Below are 16,337 nucleotides of genomic sequence, written 5' to 3'. Positions count from 1 at the left end.
GGCCGCCGCGCCGTCACTTGAGTGCGGCCATGGCGATGCGCTGGGCCACCGGGTTCATGCCCTCGCCCTTCGCGTCGGTGGAGTTGACCGAGTAGACGAGGGTGCGCCCGAGGTTCCGGGTGCCGGCGATCAGCGCGTTGTAGCCGTAGCGGCCGCCCGACTTGAGCCAGTAGACCTTCCCCTCGTACTCGAAGCGCTGGAGGCCCGCGCTGTAGGTGGCGCCGTCGATGTGCGCGGGGACCGTGAACATCTCCCGCAGCTGGGGCCCGGGGACGATACGCCCCCGGAAGAGCGAGGTGAGGAGGCGTTCCAGGTCCGCGGTCGTGGAGATCATGTCGCCGGCCGCGAACCGGTCCGCCTGGTTCCACTCGGTGACGTCCACCAGCTCCGTCGTCCCGTCCGCCTTCTTCACCGCCTGGTAGCCGCGGTTGTGCGGGCCGGCGATGCGCGGGTCGGTGCCGGGGAAGTACGTGTCCTTCATGCCTGCGGGCGCCAGGACCAGGCGGCTGGCCTCGGACGCGTACGACCGGCCGGTCACCTTCTCGATCAGCAGGCCCAGGATCGTGTAGTTGATGTTCAGGTAGTGCTGCTCCTTCCCCGGGCGGAACTCCGGCTGCTTCGCCGCCGTCGAGGCCACGACCTGCTGCGGGGTCAGTGTGTCGAAGCGGTGCGCGTACACCTCCGCGAAGGTCTCGCCCAGGCCGTCGCCCGCCGGGATGCCGCTGGTGTGGTTGAGCAGCTGCCGTACGGTGATCGGCCGGTACTGCCCGCCGAGAAGTCCGGGCAGGTAGTGCTGGACCGGCGTGTTCAGGTCGATCCTCCGCTCGGCCGCCAGGCGCAGGACGGCCGCCGCCGTCACCACCTTGGTCGTCGAACCTGCCCGGAACCGGGCGTCGGGGTCGGCCGGTGCCGCGCTCGGCAGGTCGTGCACGCCCGCGCTGCCCCGCCAGGTGCCGTCGGTGCCGCCGACCCGGACGAGGGCGGCGGTCGCGTCCTGGTCCGGGAGCCCGGTGAGCGCGGCGACGAGGGCCTGGGTGTCGAGGCTGTTCGCGTGCTGGGTGACGGCGGGCTCGGCGAAGGCGGGGGCGGCCAGCGGTCCGGCCGCGGTGAGGGCGAGGACGAGCGAGGCGGCGAGGACGGTGCTGCGGCGGCGGGCGCGCATACGGACTCCAGGGGCAGGGCGTCGGAGGGGCGGAAGGGACTGGTGCCGATCCTCCGGTGGTGGGCGCCCGCTGGGTATCGTCGCCGAGGAGGGGGCCACCCCTGGTGGGACCCTGAGCAACTGCCGTACAAGATAGGGGAGTTGCGGGGGGTGTCCCCTACGGGGGCCGGAAAAGTGTTATCCGGGGGCCGCCGGGGCCGTCTCCCTGGATGTGATCTCCGACCTTGCCGACAGTGGGGTCCCGGCTGAGAGGGTGCGGGCATGAGGACGTACGCCGAGGCCGGCCGGCACTGGCGGGCCACCATCGCCGACGCGCAGGCCGGCGACCGGCAGGCGCTGGACGAGTTGGTGGCGGGCTGGCTGCCGCTGGTCTACAACATCGTCGGCCGCGCCCTGAACGGCCACGCCGACGTCGACGACGTCGTGCAGGAGACCATGCTGCGCGCCGTCGACAACCTCGGCTCGCTGCGCGACCCCGACAGCTTCCGCTCCTGGCTGGTCGCGATCGCCATGCGGCAGATCCGCGACCGCGCGCGCCGCAGGACACCACAGCGCCTCGACGAGAGCGTGCCGGCCGGCGAGGCCGCCGACTTCGCCGAACTCACCGTGCTCCGGCTCCAGTTGGAGGGGCAGCGGCGCGAGGTCGCGGAGGCGGCGCGCTGGCTCGACGACGAGGACCGGCAACTGCTGTCCCTGTGGTGGCTGGAGGTCGCGGGCGAGCTCACCCGCCGCGAGCTGGCCGCGGCCGTCGGCATCAGCAGGCAGCACGCCGCCGTGCGCGTCCAGCGGGTGAAGGAGCGCCTGGAGGTCTCCCGGGGCATCGTCCGCGCCCTCGACGGGGCCTGCCCCGACCTGCGCGACCTGACCGCCCGCTGGAACGGCCGGCCGGACTCCGTGTGGCGCAAGCGGCTGGCCCGGCACATCCGCGGCTGCGGCTACTGCGGCGACACCCGAGAGTCCGTCGTGCCGGCGGAACGGCTGCTCGTCGGGATCGCGCTGGTCCCGGTGCCGGCCGGCTTCACGATCTCCCTCGCGCTCGGCGGCAAGACGGCCGCCGCGGCCACCGGCACGGCCTCCGTCGGCTGGTCCGCGAAGGTGCTGACCGCGCTCACCAAGCCGGCCGTCGCGGTCACGGCCGGCGCGACACTCGCCGCGGGCGGCGCCTACGTCGCCGTACAGACCCCCGACGACCCGCCCGCACGCGCGGCCGTGGTCCCCACGGCGGCGAGCACACCCGCGACCCGACCGTCCGCGCCCGGCCCGGCCCCTTCCGGCTCGGCCTCGCCGTCGGCATCCCCCTCGGCGTCGGCGAGCGAGCGGAGGACGGTCCGGTACGGGAGTGTCGTCGACGCCGTCGACAGCGTGCCCGACCCGGACACCCCGCCCGCCGCCCTGCCGGAGCGGCCCGCGTCCGGTGTCACCAGCAGCGGCGGCGCGCACGCCACCATGAACCACCGCGGGGACGGCGTGACGCTCAGCGGACAGGGCTATGTCCTCGTGCGCTGGCAGATATCGCCGCAGTACCGGTCCGGCGCCCTGGTCATGCCGAGCTGGACGGGGCTGAAGGGCAAGCTCTTCCACGTGGCCTCCGGCGGCGGCCGTCGTATGGACGACCCCGTCAGCGCCACGGACACCACCGCCACCGGCATGGGCGGCAAGGCCACCGGCTACGTCGTCCTGCCGTCCGGCACCCAGCAGATGTGGCAGAACGAGTACTTCTACCTCGCCGGCAGCGTCACCCTCACCGTGAACGAGCGGGGTGCCGACTACGGCCTCAACGTCTTCCCGACGACCTGGGACGCCGTGGAGAAGGACGTCACGAGCGGCCCCGGCCAGGGCGCGGGGCGCTACGGCCTGGTCCGTGACACCGGCGAGGACGACACACCGGTCCCGCAGTACGTCACCCGTGAGACGCCGGTCGACCCGGCGACGGTCGCTCAGGCCTCGCGCGTGTAGCGGTCCTGGGCCCGGGTCACCTCGTCCCCGTGGTCATGGGCCCAGATGCCGAAGGCCTGGATCGGCGGGAGCAACGACCGTCCCAGGTCGGTGAGTTCGTACTCCACCCGCGGTGGCGACCCGCCGTACGCCTGCCGCGTGACGAGCCCGTTCGACTCCAGTCTGCGCAGCGTCTGCGTCAGCACCTTCTGGCTGATTCCGCCGATGCGTGTCCGCAGCTCACCGGGGCGTCCGGGGCCGTCCTTGAGGGCCCAGACCACCACCGGGTTCCAGGTGTGGGAGACGAGGTCGAAGGCGAGCCGGGTCCGGCAGTCGGCGAGGAACGCGAGGTCGGGGTTCACGTACCGAATGGTGCCTGAACGGCTTCCTACTGTCGTGGGAGATCCATGGGGCGGAGATCCGTCGAACGGCGATCCACGGAACGGTGATCCGCGGAACAGGAGGAGGAACCATGCGCGTGGGAATTCTCGGTACGGGCGCGATGGCGGATGCGCTGGGCACCCGGTGGCGGCGGGCCGGACACGAGGTGGTCGCCGGCGGCCGCTCGGGAGGGCTGCGTGAGGCGGCGGAGGCGGGGACGGACGCGGTGCTGCTCGCGGTGCCGTACGAGGCCGTCGTCGAGGTGGTGGGCGGGCTGGAGGAAGCCCTGCGCGGGCGGGTGCTGATCGACTGCACCAATCCGGTGGGCCCGGATTTCGGCCTGCTCACGGCGGGCGGCCCGGCGGCGGCCGAACGGATCGCCGCCGCCGCGCCCACCGCGCACGTGGTGAAGGCCTTCAACCTGTGCCACGTCGACGTCTGGCGCCTCGACCCGCCCGTCTTCGACGGCCGCCCCCTGGCGGTCCCGCTGTGCGGGGACGACGAAGCCGCCCTGTCCGTCGTACGCCGGCTCGTCCGCGACCTCGGCTGCGAGCCGCTGAACGCGGGGGGACTCGACCGGGCCGGTCTGCTGGAGGCGACGGCGGCGCTGCTGATCCGGCTGTGGCTGGGGGAGGGTGCGGACGCCCAGGCGATCTCACCGCCGTTGGCGTACGCGGCGGGTTAGGGCCTGCCGCTCGGAGCGGCCGCAGGATGCCGACGATCCGGGCGGTCAGCCCTGCTTGCGCAGAGCCGTCAGCACCTCGATCCGGTTGGTGGTGATGGAGTCGACGCCCAGGTCGATGAGCCGGCGCATGGAACGGCGGGTGTCGGGCGTCCAGACGGAGAGCAGAAAACCGTCGTGGTGCACGCGGGCGGCCAGCTCCCGGTCCACCAGGGAGAAGCGGTAGTTGAGCCAGCGCGGCTTCACCGCGTCGAGCAGCGCGGGCCGCGGGGGCGCCAGGCTGGTGCAGGTCAGGGCGATCTCGGCGGACGGATCGGCGGCGCGCACGGCGAGCATCGCGCCGGCGTCGGCGCAGTAGTAGGCCCGGTCCGCCGCCCCGGCCTCGCGGACGGCGTCCACGATCCGCCGTGCCGTGCGCACGTCCCGCGTTCCCGGCAGGTCGAGCATCAGCCTGCTGCCCTCGGTCGCCGCGAGCGCCTCCGCGAGGGTCGGCACCCCGCCGGCCGTCAGCCCGCGCACCTCGGCGGCGGACAGCGACAGCAGCGGCCGGTCCTGCTGCCACAGCCGCTTCAACGTCTCGTCGTGCAGCAGGACGGGTACGCCGTCCCGGGTGAGCCGTACGTCGAACTCGACGGCGTCCGCGCCCCGGTCGAGCGCGGAACGCAGCGAGTCGACGGTGTTCTCACGGAAGCGATAGGGGTCGCCACGATGGGCCACGGCAGTCACGTTGTGCATGGGCCCATTGTGGCGGCCGACGGTCCTCAGGGGGCGAGCCGGCCCGTCGTGTAGGTCTCGATCTCGGCCCTGATGCGTGCCTTGCCGGCCTCGTCCAGGAAGGACGCGTCGACCGCGTTGACGGCGAGGGCGGCGAGGCCCCGCTCGTCGAGGTCGAGGAGGCGGGCGGCGACCGCGTACTCGTTGTCGAGGTCGGTGCCGAACATGGGCGGGTCGTCGGAGTTGATCGTGACCAGTACACCGGCCCGCACGAACTCCTTGATCGGGTGCTCGTCGAGGGTGCGGACCGCGCGCGTGGCGATGTTCGAGGTCGGGCACACCTCCAGGGCGATGCGGTGCTCGGCGAGGTGCGCGAGCAGCTTCTCGTCCTGCGCGGAGCTGGTGCCGTGACCGATGCGCTCGGCGCGCAGGTGCGTCAGCGCGTCCCACACCGTCTGCGGTCCCGTGGTCTCGCCGGCGTGCGGCACCGATCGCAGCCCGGCGGCGATCGCCCGGTCGAAGTAGGGCTTGAACTGCGGGCGCGGTACGCCGATCTCGGGCCCACCCAGCCCGAAGGAGACCAGCCCCTCGGGGCGGATCCGGTCGTCGGTGGCGAGTCGCGTCGTCTCCTCGGCGGCCTCGAGACCGGCCTCACCGGGGATGTCGAAGCACCAGCGCAGCACGGTCCCGAACTCCGCCTCCGCCGCCTTGCGGGCGTCCTCGATGGCGTCCATGAAGGCGAGTTCGTCGATGCCGCGCCTGGTCGAGGAGAACGGGGTGATGGTCAGCTCGGCGTAGCGCACCTGCTGGCGGGCCAGGTCCCGGGCGACCTCGTACGTCAGCAGCCGGACGTCCTCCGGGGTGCGGATGAGGTCCACGACGGACAGGTACACGTCGATGAAGTGGGCGAAGTCGGTGAACGTGAAGTAGTCGACCAGGGCCTCGGGGTCGGTCGGCACCTTGGAGTCGGGGTGCCGGGCGGCCAGCTCGGCGACGATGCGGGGGGAGGCGGAGCCGACGTGATGGACGTGCAGTTCGGCCTTGGGCAGCCCGGCGATGAAGGCGTGCACGTCACGGGCGCCGGCCGCGGCGGCAGCGGTGGGACCGGCGGGTGCGCCGGAGACGGGGGAGCCTGGGCCGGGGGAGCCGGGGGCGGCGGCGGATGCGTCGAAGCGGTCGGTCATGGGGTCCTCCCCGGGACGGCGCCCCGGGCCGAGCGGGCCGGACGGGACGCGGGTGATCGGCTGATCGATGAGTCGGGATCATCGTAGGCGGAGTGGGCGGGAGACGACCGTCGGCCTCGCTCGCGGCATGAACCGCCGCCCACCGCACCGGCCGCGGGCCGTAGCATGACGGAACGTACGCAGGGCGGAACGGTGTACGGACTACGGAACGCAAGCGGGAACGCGCGTGACGGTACGCGCGGGACCGAACGCCTGGCGGAACGCGGGGCAGAGGGCGACAGAGGGGATCCACGCATGTCCGACGACGCGCCGACTCCGGCCGGTGACGCCGCCCACGACCCGTGGCCCGCGCCCGCTTCCGACGAGGCGGACGGTCCGCAGGACGCGGCTCCCAAGGTGCCGTTGGACAAGGGCAGCACGGACACCGGCACGGCAGGCATCACCGGCACGACGGGCGTCACGGGCGCGACGGGCGTCACGGGCGCGACGGGCGTCACGGGTACGACGGGAAACGGTGCCGGCTCCGTCGGGTCCCCGGCCGCGTCGAACCCCTGGGCCGCCCCCGGCGACAGCGCGCAGAGCGGGGCCGGTTACACCGTCGCCGCGAACGAACCGCTGACCCCCGCCTCCGGCTCTCCCTCCGTCCCCTCGGACCAGGTGCCGCCGGCCGTTCACGACCAGCGGACGGTCACCGCGCTGCCCAGCGTGCCCCCGCCGCCCGCGGACGTCACCCCGCAGCCCTGGGCCACCCCCTTCGGGAACCCGCCCGTGAACGGCCCGTTCGGCGCCTTCCCGCCGCCCCACCCCGGCACGGCGGCGGCCGGCGGCCCGCCGTTCCACCCCGTCAACCCCTTCGCTCCCCCCGGCGCGGGCGGGGCGGTCCCGCCGCCGCCCCTCGCGCCCTACGGGCCAGGACAGGTCCCGTACGGATATCCGGGCGGCTACGGCTACCCGGGCCGGCCCCCCTACGGGGGTGGCGCTCCGGGCCCCTACGGCTGGCCCGGCGGGGCGGGGGACAGCAACGGCATGGGCATCGCCGGGATGGTCCTCGGGATCGTCTCGGCCGTCGGCTTCTGCATGTGGCCGCTGGCCGTCGTGCTCGGCATCCTCGGGATCACCTTCGGCGCGGTCGGGCGCGGGAAGGCCAGGCGGGGCGAGGCCTCGAACCCCGGTCAGGCGCTGGCCGGGATCATCTGCGGAAGCGTGGGCATCCTGCTCGCGATCGGACTGGGCGTACTGCTGATCGTGCAGCCCTGAGGCCCAGGCAGCCGCGGGCGCGGCGGGCAGCCGCGCCTCAGGCAGCAGCGATTCAGGCCGAGCAGCGACGGCCAAGGCAGCCGCGCCTCAGGCAGCAAAGACGCGTAGGCGCAGCGGCGACCAGGGCTGAGCGGCGACGCGCAGGGCGGCCGCGCCTCAGGTAGCTGAGGCGAACGGGCCGAGCAGCTCCGCGTACGCGTACGCCACCGCTTCCAGGCCGCTGTCCTGTGCGTGCGGTGCGGGCGCCCGCCTGGAGGCCAAGGCCGGGCAGTGACGCTCAGGCAGCAGCGGCGCCTCGGGCTGAGCGGCGACGCCCAAGGTGGCTACGGCCCAGGCAGCGCCCGCGCCGCAGGCAGCAGGGGTGCCTCGGGCGGGAGCCGTGCCTCAGGCCGCTGCCCGCACTCTCTCCCGGGCCTCCATCAGCGCGAAGCCCAGCAGGTTCGGCCCCCGCCAGCGCTGGGGATCCATCGCCGCCTCGTCGTCCGCCGCCAGGCCGATGCCCCACACGCGGTCCACGGGGCTCGCCTCCACCAGCACCCGCTCGCCCGTGCTCAGCAGGAACGCCCGCAGTCCGGGCTGCGAGGCGAACTTGTGGACGCTGCCCTCGACCACGATCCGGAACCGCTCCCGCTGCCAGGTCGTCTCGTCGAAGCCGCGCACCAGCCGCCCCTCCTTCTTCGCCTGGGCGGGGGAGGTCGCGGCCAGCGCCCGCCGCTCCGCTTCCGCGTCCTCGAAGAGGCGGGCCTTGCCGGCCATCATCCAGTGCTCGGCCGTCGCGTAGGTGACCCCGTCGACCACGAAGGGTGACGGCCACCACTGGCTCAGGCAGCTCGACCCCAGCCGGCCGTCGGGCCGCGGCCGGTGCCCCCAGAAATGCAGATACTTGATCCTCGCCCCGGCCCGGACCTGCCTGACCAGGGCCTCCTGGCAGTCGATCTTCTCCATGCACGCGAGTCTGGCACGCGCCACTGACAGTGCGTCCCGCCTTTTCCGCCCCGACTCGACACCTGGTCGACCCGCCGTCGACAGATTCCGTCGCGTAACCAAAAGGCAACAACGGAATCACTTGTTGGAGTGCCCTTGCTCTGTCAGGATCGGCAATCAAATCAAGCTGGAGCTACGCCAGCCGCCGCCGCGCACAGCGGGGCGAAGGCGGAGGAGAGCGACATGCAGGACCGGTTCCCCGCACAGGAACGATTCGCGGACGGCGCTCAGTACATCGGGGGCCGTCTCAGGCACGGCACATCCGGCCGGACCCACGCCGTGATCGACCCCGCCACCGGCGAGGAGGTCTTCACCTACGAGCTGGCCGGCGCCGACGACGTCGACGCGGCGGTCGCCGCCGCCCGCGCCGCCTTCCCGGGCTGGGCCGGCACCACGCCGGGCGAGCGCTCCGACGCGCTGCACCGGTTCGCCGCCGTCCTCGCCGACCGCGCCGAGGAGTTCGCCCGCGCCGAGTCCCTCCAGTGCGGCAAGCCGCTGAAGCTGACCCGCGAGTTCGACGTGCCGGGCACCATCGACAACACCGCGTTCTTCGCCGGCGCGGCCCGCCATCTCGCGGGCCAGTCCGCCGGTGAGTACTCAGGCGACCACACCTCCTACGTCCGCCGTGAACCCATCGGCGTCGTAGGCTCCATCGCGCCCTGGAACTACCCCCTCCAGATGGCCGCCTGGAAGATCCTCCCGGCGATCGCGGCGGGCAACACCATCGTGCTCAAGCCCGCCGAGCTGACCCCGCTCACCTCGCTGCTCTTCGCCCAGGCGGCGACGCAGGCGGGCATCCCCGACGGCGTCGTCAACATCGTCACCGGGACCGGACAGGAGGCCGGTGAGCGTCTCGTCGGGCATCCCGACGTCGCCATGACCTCCTTCACCGGCTCCACGGCCGTCGGCAAGCGCGTGGCCGAGGTCGCCACCGCGACCGTCAAGCGGCTCCACCTGGAGCTGGGCGGCAAGGCGCCCTTCGTCGTCTTCGACGACGCCGACCTGGAGGCCGCGGCCAACGGCGCGGTCGCGGGGTCGCTCATCAACACCGGGCAGGACTGCACGGCCGCCACGCGCGCGTACGTGCAGCGGCCCCTCTACGAGGCGTTCGTCGAGCGGACGGCCGCCCTGATGGAGACCGTCCGGCTCGGTGATCCCTTCGCTCCTGGCACCGACCTCGGCCCGCTGGTCTCGCACGTCCAGCGCGACCGGGTCGCCGCCTTCGTCGACCGGGCGCGTGGCTACGCGCGCGTGGTGACCGGCGGTGAGGTTCCACAGGGGGATCTCAAGGACGGCGCGTACTATCGCCCCACCCTGATCGCGGACGCCGCGCAGGACAGCGAGGTCGTGCAGTCCGAGATCTTCGGCCCGGTCCTGGTGGTGCTGCCCTTCGACAGCGACGACGAGGGCATCGCGCTCGCCAACGACACCCCGTACGGGCTGGCCGCCTCCGCGTGGAGCCGGGACGTCTTCCGGGCGAACCGGGCGACGCGCGAGATCAAGGCCGGGTGTGTGTGGGTCAACGACCACATCCCGATCATCAGCGAGATGCCCCACGGCGGCTACAAGTCCTCCGGCTTCGGCAAGGACATGTCGGTGTATTCGTTCGAGGAGTACACGCAGGTAAAGCACGTTATGTTCGATAACACGGCGGTGGCCCGCAAGCCCTGGCACCGCACCATCTTCGGGGACTGTTAGAGCGACTACGACCGGCCGCCGACCACGGCCGACCCTCCCGAAAGGGCACCACGCGCATGGAGCAGTACGAGCCCGACCGCCTCAGCCCGGCCCAAGTGGCCGCCATGCGGCGCAGCCTCCGCAACGGCAGGGCGGCCATGACCCGCCGGTCGCTGCTGCGCGCCTCCACCGGAGGCGCCCTGGCGCTGGGCGGCCTCGGCGCGCTCAGCGCCTGCGGGATCCCCGCGGCCGGCAAGACCGAGGGCGGCACGGCCGCCGACGACCACTCGGCCAAGGAGAAGACCGTCAGCTTCTCCAACTGGACCGAGTACATGGACGTCGACGACAGCGGCAAGCACCACCCGACGCTCGACGCCTTCACGAAACGCACCGGCATCAAGGTCAAGTACACCGAGGACATCAACGACAACAACGAGTTCTTCGGCAAGATCAAGCCGCAGCTCGCCGCGGGCCAGGACACCGGCCGCGACATCATCGTCCTCACCGACTGGCTGGCCGCCCGTCTCATCCGCCTCGGGTGGGTCCAGAAACTGGACCCGTCCAACCTGCCGCACGCCTACGCCAACCTGTCGGCCCAGTTCCGCAGCCCCGACTGGGACCCGGGCCGGGCGTACTCGTATCCCTGGCAGGGCATCTCCACGGTGATCGCCTACAACAAGAAGGCGCTCGACGGCGTCGAGGTGAAGTCGGTCTCCGACCTGCTCGACAACCCCAAGCTCAAGGGCCGCGTCGGCTTCCTCACCGAGATGCGCGACAGCATGGGCATGACGCTGCTGGACATGGGCAAGGACCCGGAGAAGTTCACCGACGACGACTACGACGCCGCCATCGCCCGTCTGCAGAAGGGCGTCGACAGCGGCCAGATCCGCCGCTTCACCGGCAACGACTACACCTCCGACATCACCAGCGGCGACTTCGCGGCCTGCATCGCCTGGGCCGGTGACGTCGTGCAGCTGAAGGCGGACAGTCCCGACGTCGACTTCGTCATCCCGGACAGCGGCTACCTGACGTCCAGCGACAACATGCTGATCCCCAACAAGGCACGTCACAAGACGAACGCCGAACGGCTCATGGACTACTACTACGAGCCGGAGCCGGCCGCCGAACTCGCCGCGTACATCAACTACGTCTGTCCGGTGGACGGCGTGAAGGACGCGCTGGCGAAGATCGACGAGGATGCGGCGAACAACCCGCTGATCATCCCTGACAAGGCCATGCAGGCGAAGTCGCACTCCTTCCGCTCGCTGAGCTCGAAGGAAGAGACCGCCTACGAGGCGAAGTTCGCGAAGCTCACTGGGGCGTGACGACGATGAAGACGACCAACAGCGGCAGCGGCGACGTCCGCCTGACCGGCATCAGCAAGACCTACGGCTCCTTCGCCGCCGTCCACCCGCTCGACCTGACCGTCCCGCAGGGCTCCTTCTTCGCCCTGCTCGGCGCCTCCGGCTGCGGCAAGACCACCACCCTGCGCATGATCGCCGGTCTGGAGGAACCTTCCTCCGGGACCGTCCACCTCGGCGACCAGGACGTGACGGCCCTCCCGCCGTACAAGCGCCCGGTGAACACGGTCTTCCAGTCCTACGCCCTCTTCCCGCACCTCGACATCTTCGAGAACGTCGCCTTCGGTCTGCGCCGGCGCGGCATCAAGAGCGTGAAGAAGCAGGTCGAGGACATGCTGGAGCTCGTACAACTCGGCGAGCAGGCCCGTAAGAAGCCGCACCAGCTCTCCGGCGGCCAGCAGCAGCGCGTCGCCGTGGCCCGCGCGCTGATCAACACCCCCAAGGTGCTGCTGCTCGACGAGCCCCTCGGCGCCCTCGACCTCAAGCTGCGCCGTCAGATGCAGCTGGAGCTCAAGCGCATCCAGACCGAGGTCGGCATCACCTTCGTGCACGTCACGCACGACCAGGAGGAGGCCATGACCATGGCCGACACGGTCGCCGTGATGAACGCGGGCCGGGTCGAGCAGCTCGGCTCGCCGACCGACCTCTACGAGAACCCGAACACCACCTTCGTCGCCAACTTCCTCGGCACGTCGAACCTCATCGAGGCCGAGGTCGACACCAAGAGCGGCGACGACATCGTGCTGAAGGCGGGCGGCGGCAAACTCGTGCTGCCCGAGTCGCGCTGCTCCGCGCCCACGACGACCGGCGGCAAGGTGCTGGTCGGCATCCGCCCGGAGAAGATATCCCTCACCCACGCCGACGACGCCGGTGAGATTCCCGAGGGCCGCAACCGCATCACCGGGCGCATCGCCAACTCGTCGTTCATCGGCGTCTCCACCCAGTACGTCATCGACAGCTCGGTCTGCCCCGAGTTCGAGGTCTACGCCCAGAACATCGACCGGGACGCCCGGCTCGCCCCCGGCGCCGAGGTCGTCCTGCACTGGAGCCCCGCCCACACGTTCGGCCTCGACGCCGCCCAGGACATCGACGCCGGCATCCAGGAAGAGGCGGCGGTCTGATGGCGACGCTCACCGAGGCGCCCCCGCCTCTGTCCCCGACGGCGCCGACGGCGAAGCCGCCCCGCAAGCGCGGGCGCTGGACGCCGTACTGGCTGCTGCTGCCCGGTCTGCTCTGGCTGTTCGTGTTCTTCGCGCTGCCGATGATCTACCAGGCCTCCACGTCCGTGCAGACGGGCTCCCTGGAGGAGGGCTACAAGGTCACCTGGCACCTCGCGACCTACTGGGACGCGCTGAGCGAGTACTGGCCGCAGTTCCTGCGCTCGGTCCTCTACGCGGCCGCCGCGACGATCCTGTGCCTGGTGCTCGGCTACCCGCTGGCCTATCTGATCGCCTTCCGGGCCGGCCGCTGGCGGAACCTGATCATGATCCTGGTGATCGCGCCCTTCTTCACCAGCTTCCTGATCCGCACCCTCGCCTGGAAGACGATCCTCGCGGACGGCGGCCCGGTCGTCGGCGCCCTCAACACCCTGCACGTCCTCGACGTCACCAGCTGGCTCGGCTGGACCGCGGGCGACCGGGTGCTGGCCACCCCGCTCGCGGTGGTCTGCGGTCTGACGTACAACTTCCTGCCCTTCATGATCCTGCCGCTCTACACCTCGCTCGAGCGCATCGACGGGCGGCTGCACGAGGCGGCCGGGGACCTGTACGCCAGGCCGGTCACCACCTTCCGCAAGGTCACCTTCCCGCTCTCGATGCCGGGCGTGGTCTCCGGGACGCTGCTGACCTTCATCCCGGCGGCCGGCGACTACGTCAACGCGGAACTCCTCGGCTCGACGGACACCCGCATGATCGGAAACGTGATCCAGACGCAGTTCCTGCGGGTCCTGGACTATCCGACGGCGGCGGCCCTCTCCTTCATCCTGATGGCCGCGATTCTGCTCATGGTCACTCTCTACATCCGCAGGTCCGGGACGGAGGATCTGGTCTAAATGCCCTTCGTCAACTGGCTCAAGCGCCATTTCGTGGTCATCGCGGGACTTCTCACGCTCGCTTATCTCCTGCTGCCCAACGTCGTCGTCACGGTGTTCTCCTTCAATAAACCGAAGGGGCGCTTCAACTACCAATGGCAGCAGTTCTCCACCGATGCCTGGAAGGACCCGTGCGGGGTCGCCGGGCTCTGCGGGTCGCTGTCGCTCAGCCTCCAGATCGCCGTCTGGGCGACCATCGGCGCGACCGCCCTCGGCACGATGATCGCCTTCGCGCTCGTCCGCTACCGCTTCCGCGCGCGCGGCGCCGTCAACTCGCTGATCTTCCTGCCGATGGCGATGCCCGAGGTCGTGATGGCCGCCTCGCTGCTCACCCTGTTCCTCAACCTGGGTGCTCAGCTGGGGTTCTGGACGATCCTCATCGCGCACATCATGTTCTGTCTCAGCTTCGTCGTGACGGCGGTGAAGGCACGCGTCATGTCGATGGACCCGCGCCTGGAGCAGGCCGCCCAGGACCTCTACGCCGGGCCGGCGCAGACGTTCCTGCGCGTCACACTGCCCATCGCCGCCCCCGGAATCGCCGCGGGCGCGCTGCTCGCCTTCGCGCTCTCCTTCGACGATTTCATCATCACCAATTTCAACGCGGGCTCCACCGTCACCTTCCCCATGTTCGTCTGGGGTTCGGCGCAGCGCGGAACGCCCGTTCAGATCAATGTCATCGGTACGGCCATGTTCCTCATCGCCGTACTGTTCGTACTGACCTCGATGGTCATCGGAAATCGCCGCAACAAGCAAAAGGCGTCATCGTAAAAGCCCTGTAGGGAGTTGAAATCATGGCCCCAAGCGCCATGAACCGGTGGATCACTTCTCTTTCCGACGCACAGCCGGTGCCGTACTGGCTGGAAGATCCCGGCAAGCCGCACCCCGAACCCGCGCTCACCGGCCCCGAGACCTGCGACCTGCTGGTCGTCGGCGGCGGCTACAGCGGACTGTGGACCGCGCTCGTCGCCAAGGAGCGCGAGCCGCAGCGGGACGTGGTGCTGCTGGAGGGCCGTGAGGTGGGCTGGGCCGCCTCGGGCCGCAACGGGGGCTTCTGCGCGGCCTCCCTCACCCACGGGCTGCCCAACGGGCTCACCCGCTGGCCGGACGACATCCACCGGCTCGAGGAGCTGGGGATGCGCAACCTCGACGAGATCGAGGCGGCGATCGCCCGGCACGGCATCGACTGCGACTTCGAGCGCACCGGCGAGATCGACGTCGCCACCGAGACGTACCAGGCGTGGGAACTGCGCGACTGGTACGAGGAGCTCGAAGGCAAGGGTCTCGCCGACGGGCTCGAGTTCCTGGACGCGGACGCGGTGCGCGAGCAGGTCGCCTCGCCCACCTTCCAGGCGGGTCTGTACGACCGCCGGGGCGTCGCCATGCTCCATCCCGCCAAGCTCGTCTGGGGTCTGAAGCAGGCGTGCATGCGGCTGGGCGTCCGCGTCTACGAGCACACCCCCGCCCTGTCGCTGAAGCCCTACGGCGCCGGAATGGCCGTGGGCACCCCCTACGGGCAGGTGCGGGCCCGGCAGGTCGCGCTCGGCACCAACATCTTCCCCAACCTGGTCCGGCGGGTGCGGGCGTACACCGTCCCGGTCTACGACTACGCGCTGATGACCGAACCGCTGAGCGCCGAGCAGCTCGACTCGATCGGGTGGAAGAACCGGCAGGGGCTCGGGGACTCGGCCAACCAGTTCCACTACTTCCGGCTGTCGGCCGACAACCGGATCCTGTGGGGCGGGTACGACGCGGTCTACCCCTACGGGGGCCGGGTGCGCGCCGAGTACGACGACCGGCCGGAGACGTACGCCAAGCTCGCCGGGCACTTCTTCGGCTGCTTCCCGCAGCTGGAGGGGGTGCGCTTCACCCACGCCTGGGGCGGGGCGATCGACACGTGCTCGCGCTTCTCGGCGTTCTTCGGCACCGCGCACCAGGGGAAGGTGGCGTACGCGGCCGGGTACACCGGCCTGGGTGTCGGGGCCACCCGCTTCGGGGCCGAGGTGATGCTGGACCTGCTGGCCGGGGAGAGCACCGAGCGGACGTCGCTGGAGATGGTCCGCAAGAAGCCGCTGCCCTTCCCGCCCGAGCCCTTCGCCTGGACCGGCATCGCCCTCACCAAATGGTCGCTGGCCCGCGCCGACGCGCACGGCGGGCGGCGCAACCTGTGGCTGAAGACGATGGACCGGCTGGGGCTGGGCTTCGACAGCTGACGGCTGAGAGCTGACGGCTGACGGCCGGCCGATGCCGGTGAGGTGTGACCCGGTTCACCCCAACGGGTGGCCCCGACCCGCGTAATGCCCGCCGGGGACCTCCCTCTCCCTCGTGACGCGACCGCGTCCACGAGGGAAAGGGAGGTCTTCTCATGGCTGGGGCGAAGACGGCTGTCGAATGGCTGGCATCCGTCGCACCGGATCCCGAGGCATGCCGCTGGGAGTGGGAGCGCAACCCCCTGGGGGTGGCGCTGCTGCCCGCGGGCAAGGCCTGGGACGTACTCATCCTGCCGGGCGAGCTCGGCTATCCCACCCTCGACGTGCTCACCCGGATCCTGCATCGGCCGGGCCCCGTGCTGGTCGACTTCGGAGACAACCGCATGGGCTTCTTCGTGGCGCCCGGCACGGCCGCCCGCTGGCTCGGCACCGGTATCCGTACGGCGGGGGCCGGCACCTGGATCGTCGTGCCCTATCCGGGCCGCTCGACCCGGGGTGTCCGCTGGCTGGTCCCGCCGGACGGCTCCGGCACCCTGACCGATCCGGCCCTGCTCGAACTGGCGATGCACGAGGCGGCGGCGGGCCTGGCCGGCGGAGAGAGCGGCTGACCGACCGGACACCTCCGCCGCGGTACCCGGCCACCGACCGGGTCGGGGCCGGCGCGCCTCCACCTCCCCCGGGCCGGGAGGCACGGCAGACCCCTT

15 protein-coding genes are annotated in these 16,337 nt (G+C 71.5%); 10 read left to right on the top strand and 5 right to left on the bottom strand.

The annotated features are described in order from the left end of the window. Positions 1-13 precede the first annotated feature (13 nt). Entirely contained in the window at positions 14-1,162 is a 1,149-nt protein-coding gene (locus tag OG933_RS13350) for a serine hydrolase domain-containing protein (RefSeq protein WP_405627238.1), read from the bottom strand. Between the two features lie 261 nt (positions 1,163-1,423). Between OG933_RS13350 and OG933_RS13345 the strand changes: the two genes are divergently transcribed. After that, positions 1,424-3,118, top strand: a complete 1,695-nt coding sequence (locus tag OG933_RS13345; protein ID WP_405627236.1) for an RNA polymerase sigma factor — start codon at positions 1,424-1,426, stop codon at positions 3,116-3,118. On the opposite strand, the gene OG933_RS13340 is transcribed toward OG933_RS13345, so the two are convergent. After that, positions 3,100-3,459, bottom strand: coding sequence for a helix-turn-helix domain-containing protein (locus OG933_RS13340; RefSeq protein ID WP_362527612.1), 360 nt, complete (start codon positions 3,457-3,459; stop codon positions 3,100-3,102). The genes OG933_RS13345 and OG933_RS13340 overlap by 19 nt on opposite strands. 110 nt (positions 3,460-3,569) lie before the next feature. Between OG933_RS13340 and OG933_RS13335 the strand changes: the two genes are divergently transcribed. Continuing rightward, entirely contained in the window at positions 3,570-4,163 is a 594-nt protein-coding gene (locus OG933_RS13335; protein ID WP_405627233.1) for an NADPH-dependent F420 reductase, read from the top strand. A gap of 45 nt (positions 4,164-4,208) precedes the next feature. On the opposite strand, the gene OG933_RS13330 is transcribed toward OG933_RS13335, so the two are convergent. Further along, a complete protein-coding gene (locus tag OG933_RS13330; RefSeq protein WP_362527606.1) occupies positions 4,209-4,895 on the bottom strand; it encodes a glycerophosphodiester phosphodiesterase in 687 nt (228 codons plus the stop codon). Between the two features lie 26 nt (positions 4,896-4,921). Continuing rightward, positions 4,922-6,058, bottom strand: coding sequence for an adenosine deaminase (locus tag OG933_RS13325; protein WP_020128661.1), 1,137 nt, complete (start codon positions 6,056-6,058; stop codon positions 4,922-4,924). A 294-nt stretch (positions 6,059-6,352) separates the two neighbouring features. Between OG933_RS13325 and OG933_RS13320 the strand changes: the two genes are divergently transcribed. Next, positions 6,353-7,315, top strand: coding sequence for a DUF4190 domain-containing protein (locus OG933_RS13320; protein ID WP_405627231.1), 963 nt, complete (start codon positions 6,353-6,355; stop codon positions 7,313-7,315). 384 nt (positions 7,316-7,699) lie between these two features. Here OG933_RS13320 and OG933_RS13315 read toward each other — a convergent pair whose 3' ends face one another. Further along, positions 7,700-8,260, bottom strand: coding sequence for an NADAR family protein (locus OG933_RS13315; protein ID WP_405627229.1), 561 nt, complete (start codon positions 8,258-8,260; stop codon positions 7,700-7,702). 222 nt (positions 8,261-8,482) lie between these two features. Here OG933_RS13315 and OG933_RS13310 point away from each other — a divergent pair, with 222 nt between their 5' ends. From OG933_RS13310 to OG933_RS13280, 7 genes are all read left to right on the top strand, one after another. Further along, the gene (locus tag OG933_RS13310) at positions 8,483-9,997 is read left to right on the top strand and encodes a gamma-aminobutyraldehyde dehydrogenase (protein ID WP_405627227.1); all 1,515 of its coding nucleotides are present in this window, start codon (positions 8,483-8,485) and stop codon (positions 9,995-9,997) included. Between the two features lie 56 nt (positions 9,998-10,053). Next, positions 10,054-11,301 carry a spermidine/putrescine ABC transporter substrate-binding protein gene (locus tag OG933_RS13305; protein ID WP_267018200.1) on the top strand — a complete coding sequence of 416 codons (1,248 nt, stop codon included), beginning with the start codon at positions 10,054-10,056 and terminating at the stop codon, positions 11,299-11,301. 5 nt (positions 11,302-11,306) lie between these two features. Next, positions 11,307-12,458 (top strand): ABC transporter ATP-binding protein, encoded by a 1,152-nt coding sequence (locus OG933_RS13300; protein ID WP_405627225.1) that lies wholly within the window; start codon positions 11,307-11,309, stop codon positions 12,456-12,458. Next, entirely contained in the window at positions 12,458-13,387 is a 930-nt protein-coding gene (locus tag OG933_RS13295; protein WP_020128655.1) for an ABC transporter permease, read from the top strand. The genes OG933_RS13300 and OG933_RS13295 overlap by 1 nt, the downstream gene beginning before the upstream one ends. After that, positions 13,388-14,194 (top strand): ABC transporter permease, encoded by an 807-nt coding sequence (locus OG933_RS13290; RefSeq protein WP_054239690.1) that lies wholly within the window; start codon positions 13,388-13,390, stop codon positions 14,192-14,194. A gap of 23 nt (positions 14,195-14,217) precedes the next feature. Continuing rightward, on the top strand, positions 14,218-15,636 hold the full coding sequence (locus OG933_RS13285) for an NAD(P)/FAD-dependent oxidoreductase (RefSeq protein WP_405627222.1): 1,419 nt from the start codon (positions 14,218-14,220) through the stop codon (positions 15,634-15,636). Between the two features lie 152 nt (positions 15,637-15,788). Continuing rightward, positions 15,789-16,241 carry a hypothetical protein gene (locus tag OG933_RS13280; protein WP_362527581.1) on the top strand — a complete coding sequence of 151 codons (453 nt, stop codon included), beginning with the start codon at positions 15,789-15,791 and terminating at the stop codon, positions 16,239-16,241. Positions 16,242-16,337 lie beyond the last annotated feature (96 nt).

It is taken from the genome of Streptomyces sp. NBC_00016, from assembly GCF_045040885.1.
In the GTDB taxonomy this organism is placed as follows: domain Bacteria; phylum Actinomycetota; class Actinomycetes; order Streptomycetales; family Streptomycetaceae; genus Streptomyces; species Streptomyces coriariae.
This window is presented reverse-complemented; position numbering and strand designations above follow the sequence as displayed.

Bases quoted from the DNA above. Each gene is read 5' to 3' on its own strand.
- OG933_RS13350 (WP_405627238.1), bottom strand. From the start codon at position 1,162: ATGCGCGCCCGCCGCCGCAGCACCGTCCTCGCCGCCTCGCTCGTCCTC.
- OG933_RS13345 (WP_405627236.1), top strand. From the start codon at position 1,424: ATGAGGACGTACGCCGAGGCCGGCCGGCACTGGCGGGCCACCATCGCC.
- OG933_RS13335 (WP_405627233.1), top strand. From the start codon at position 3,570: ATGCGCGTGGGAATTCTCGGTACGGGCGCGATGGCGGATGCGCTGGGC.
- OG933_RS13330 (WP_362527606.1), bottom strand. From the start codon at position 4,895: ATGCACAACGTGACTGCCGTGGCCCATCGTGGCGACCCCTATCGCTTC.
- OG933_RS13325 (WP_020128661.1), bottom strand. From the start codon at position 6,058: ATGACCGACCGCTTCGACGCATCCGCCGCCGCCCCCGGCTCCCCCGGC.
- OG933_RS13320 (WP_405627231.1), top strand. From the start codon at position 6,353: ATGTCCGACGACGCGCCGACTCCGGCCGGTGACGCCGCCCACGACCCG.
- OG933_RS13315 (WP_405627229.1), bottom strand. From the start codon at position 8,260: ATGGAGAAGATCGACTGCCAGGAGGCCCTGGTCAGGCAGGTCCGGGCC.
- OG933_RS13310 (WP_405627227.1), top strand. From the start codon at position 8,483: ATGCAGGACCGGTTCCCCGCACAGGAACGATTCGCGGACGGCGCTCAG.
- OG933_RS13305 (WP_267018200.1), top strand. From the start codon at position 10,054: ATGGAGCAGTACGAGCCCGACCGCCTCAGCCCGGCCCAAGTGGCCGCC.
- OG933_RS13300 (WP_405627225.1), top strand. From the start codon at position 11,307: ATGAAGACGACCAACAGCGGCAGCGGCGACGTCCGCCTGACCGGCATC.
- OG933_RS13295 (WP_020128655.1), top strand. From the start codon at position 12,458: ATGGCGACGCTCACCGAGGCGCCCCCGCCTCTGTCCCCGACGGCGCCG.
- OG933_RS13290 (WP_054239690.1), top strand. From the start codon at position 13,388: ATGCCCTTCGTCAACTGGCTCAAGCGCCATTTCGTGGTCATCGCGGGA.
- OG933_RS13285 (WP_405627222.1), top strand. From the start codon at position 14,218: ATGGCCCCAAGCGCCATGAACCGGTGGATCACTTCTCTTTCCGACGCA.
- OG933_RS13280 (WP_362527581.1), top strand. From the start codon at position 15,789: ATGGCTGGGGCGAAGACGGCTGTCGAATGGCTGGCATCCGTCGCACCG.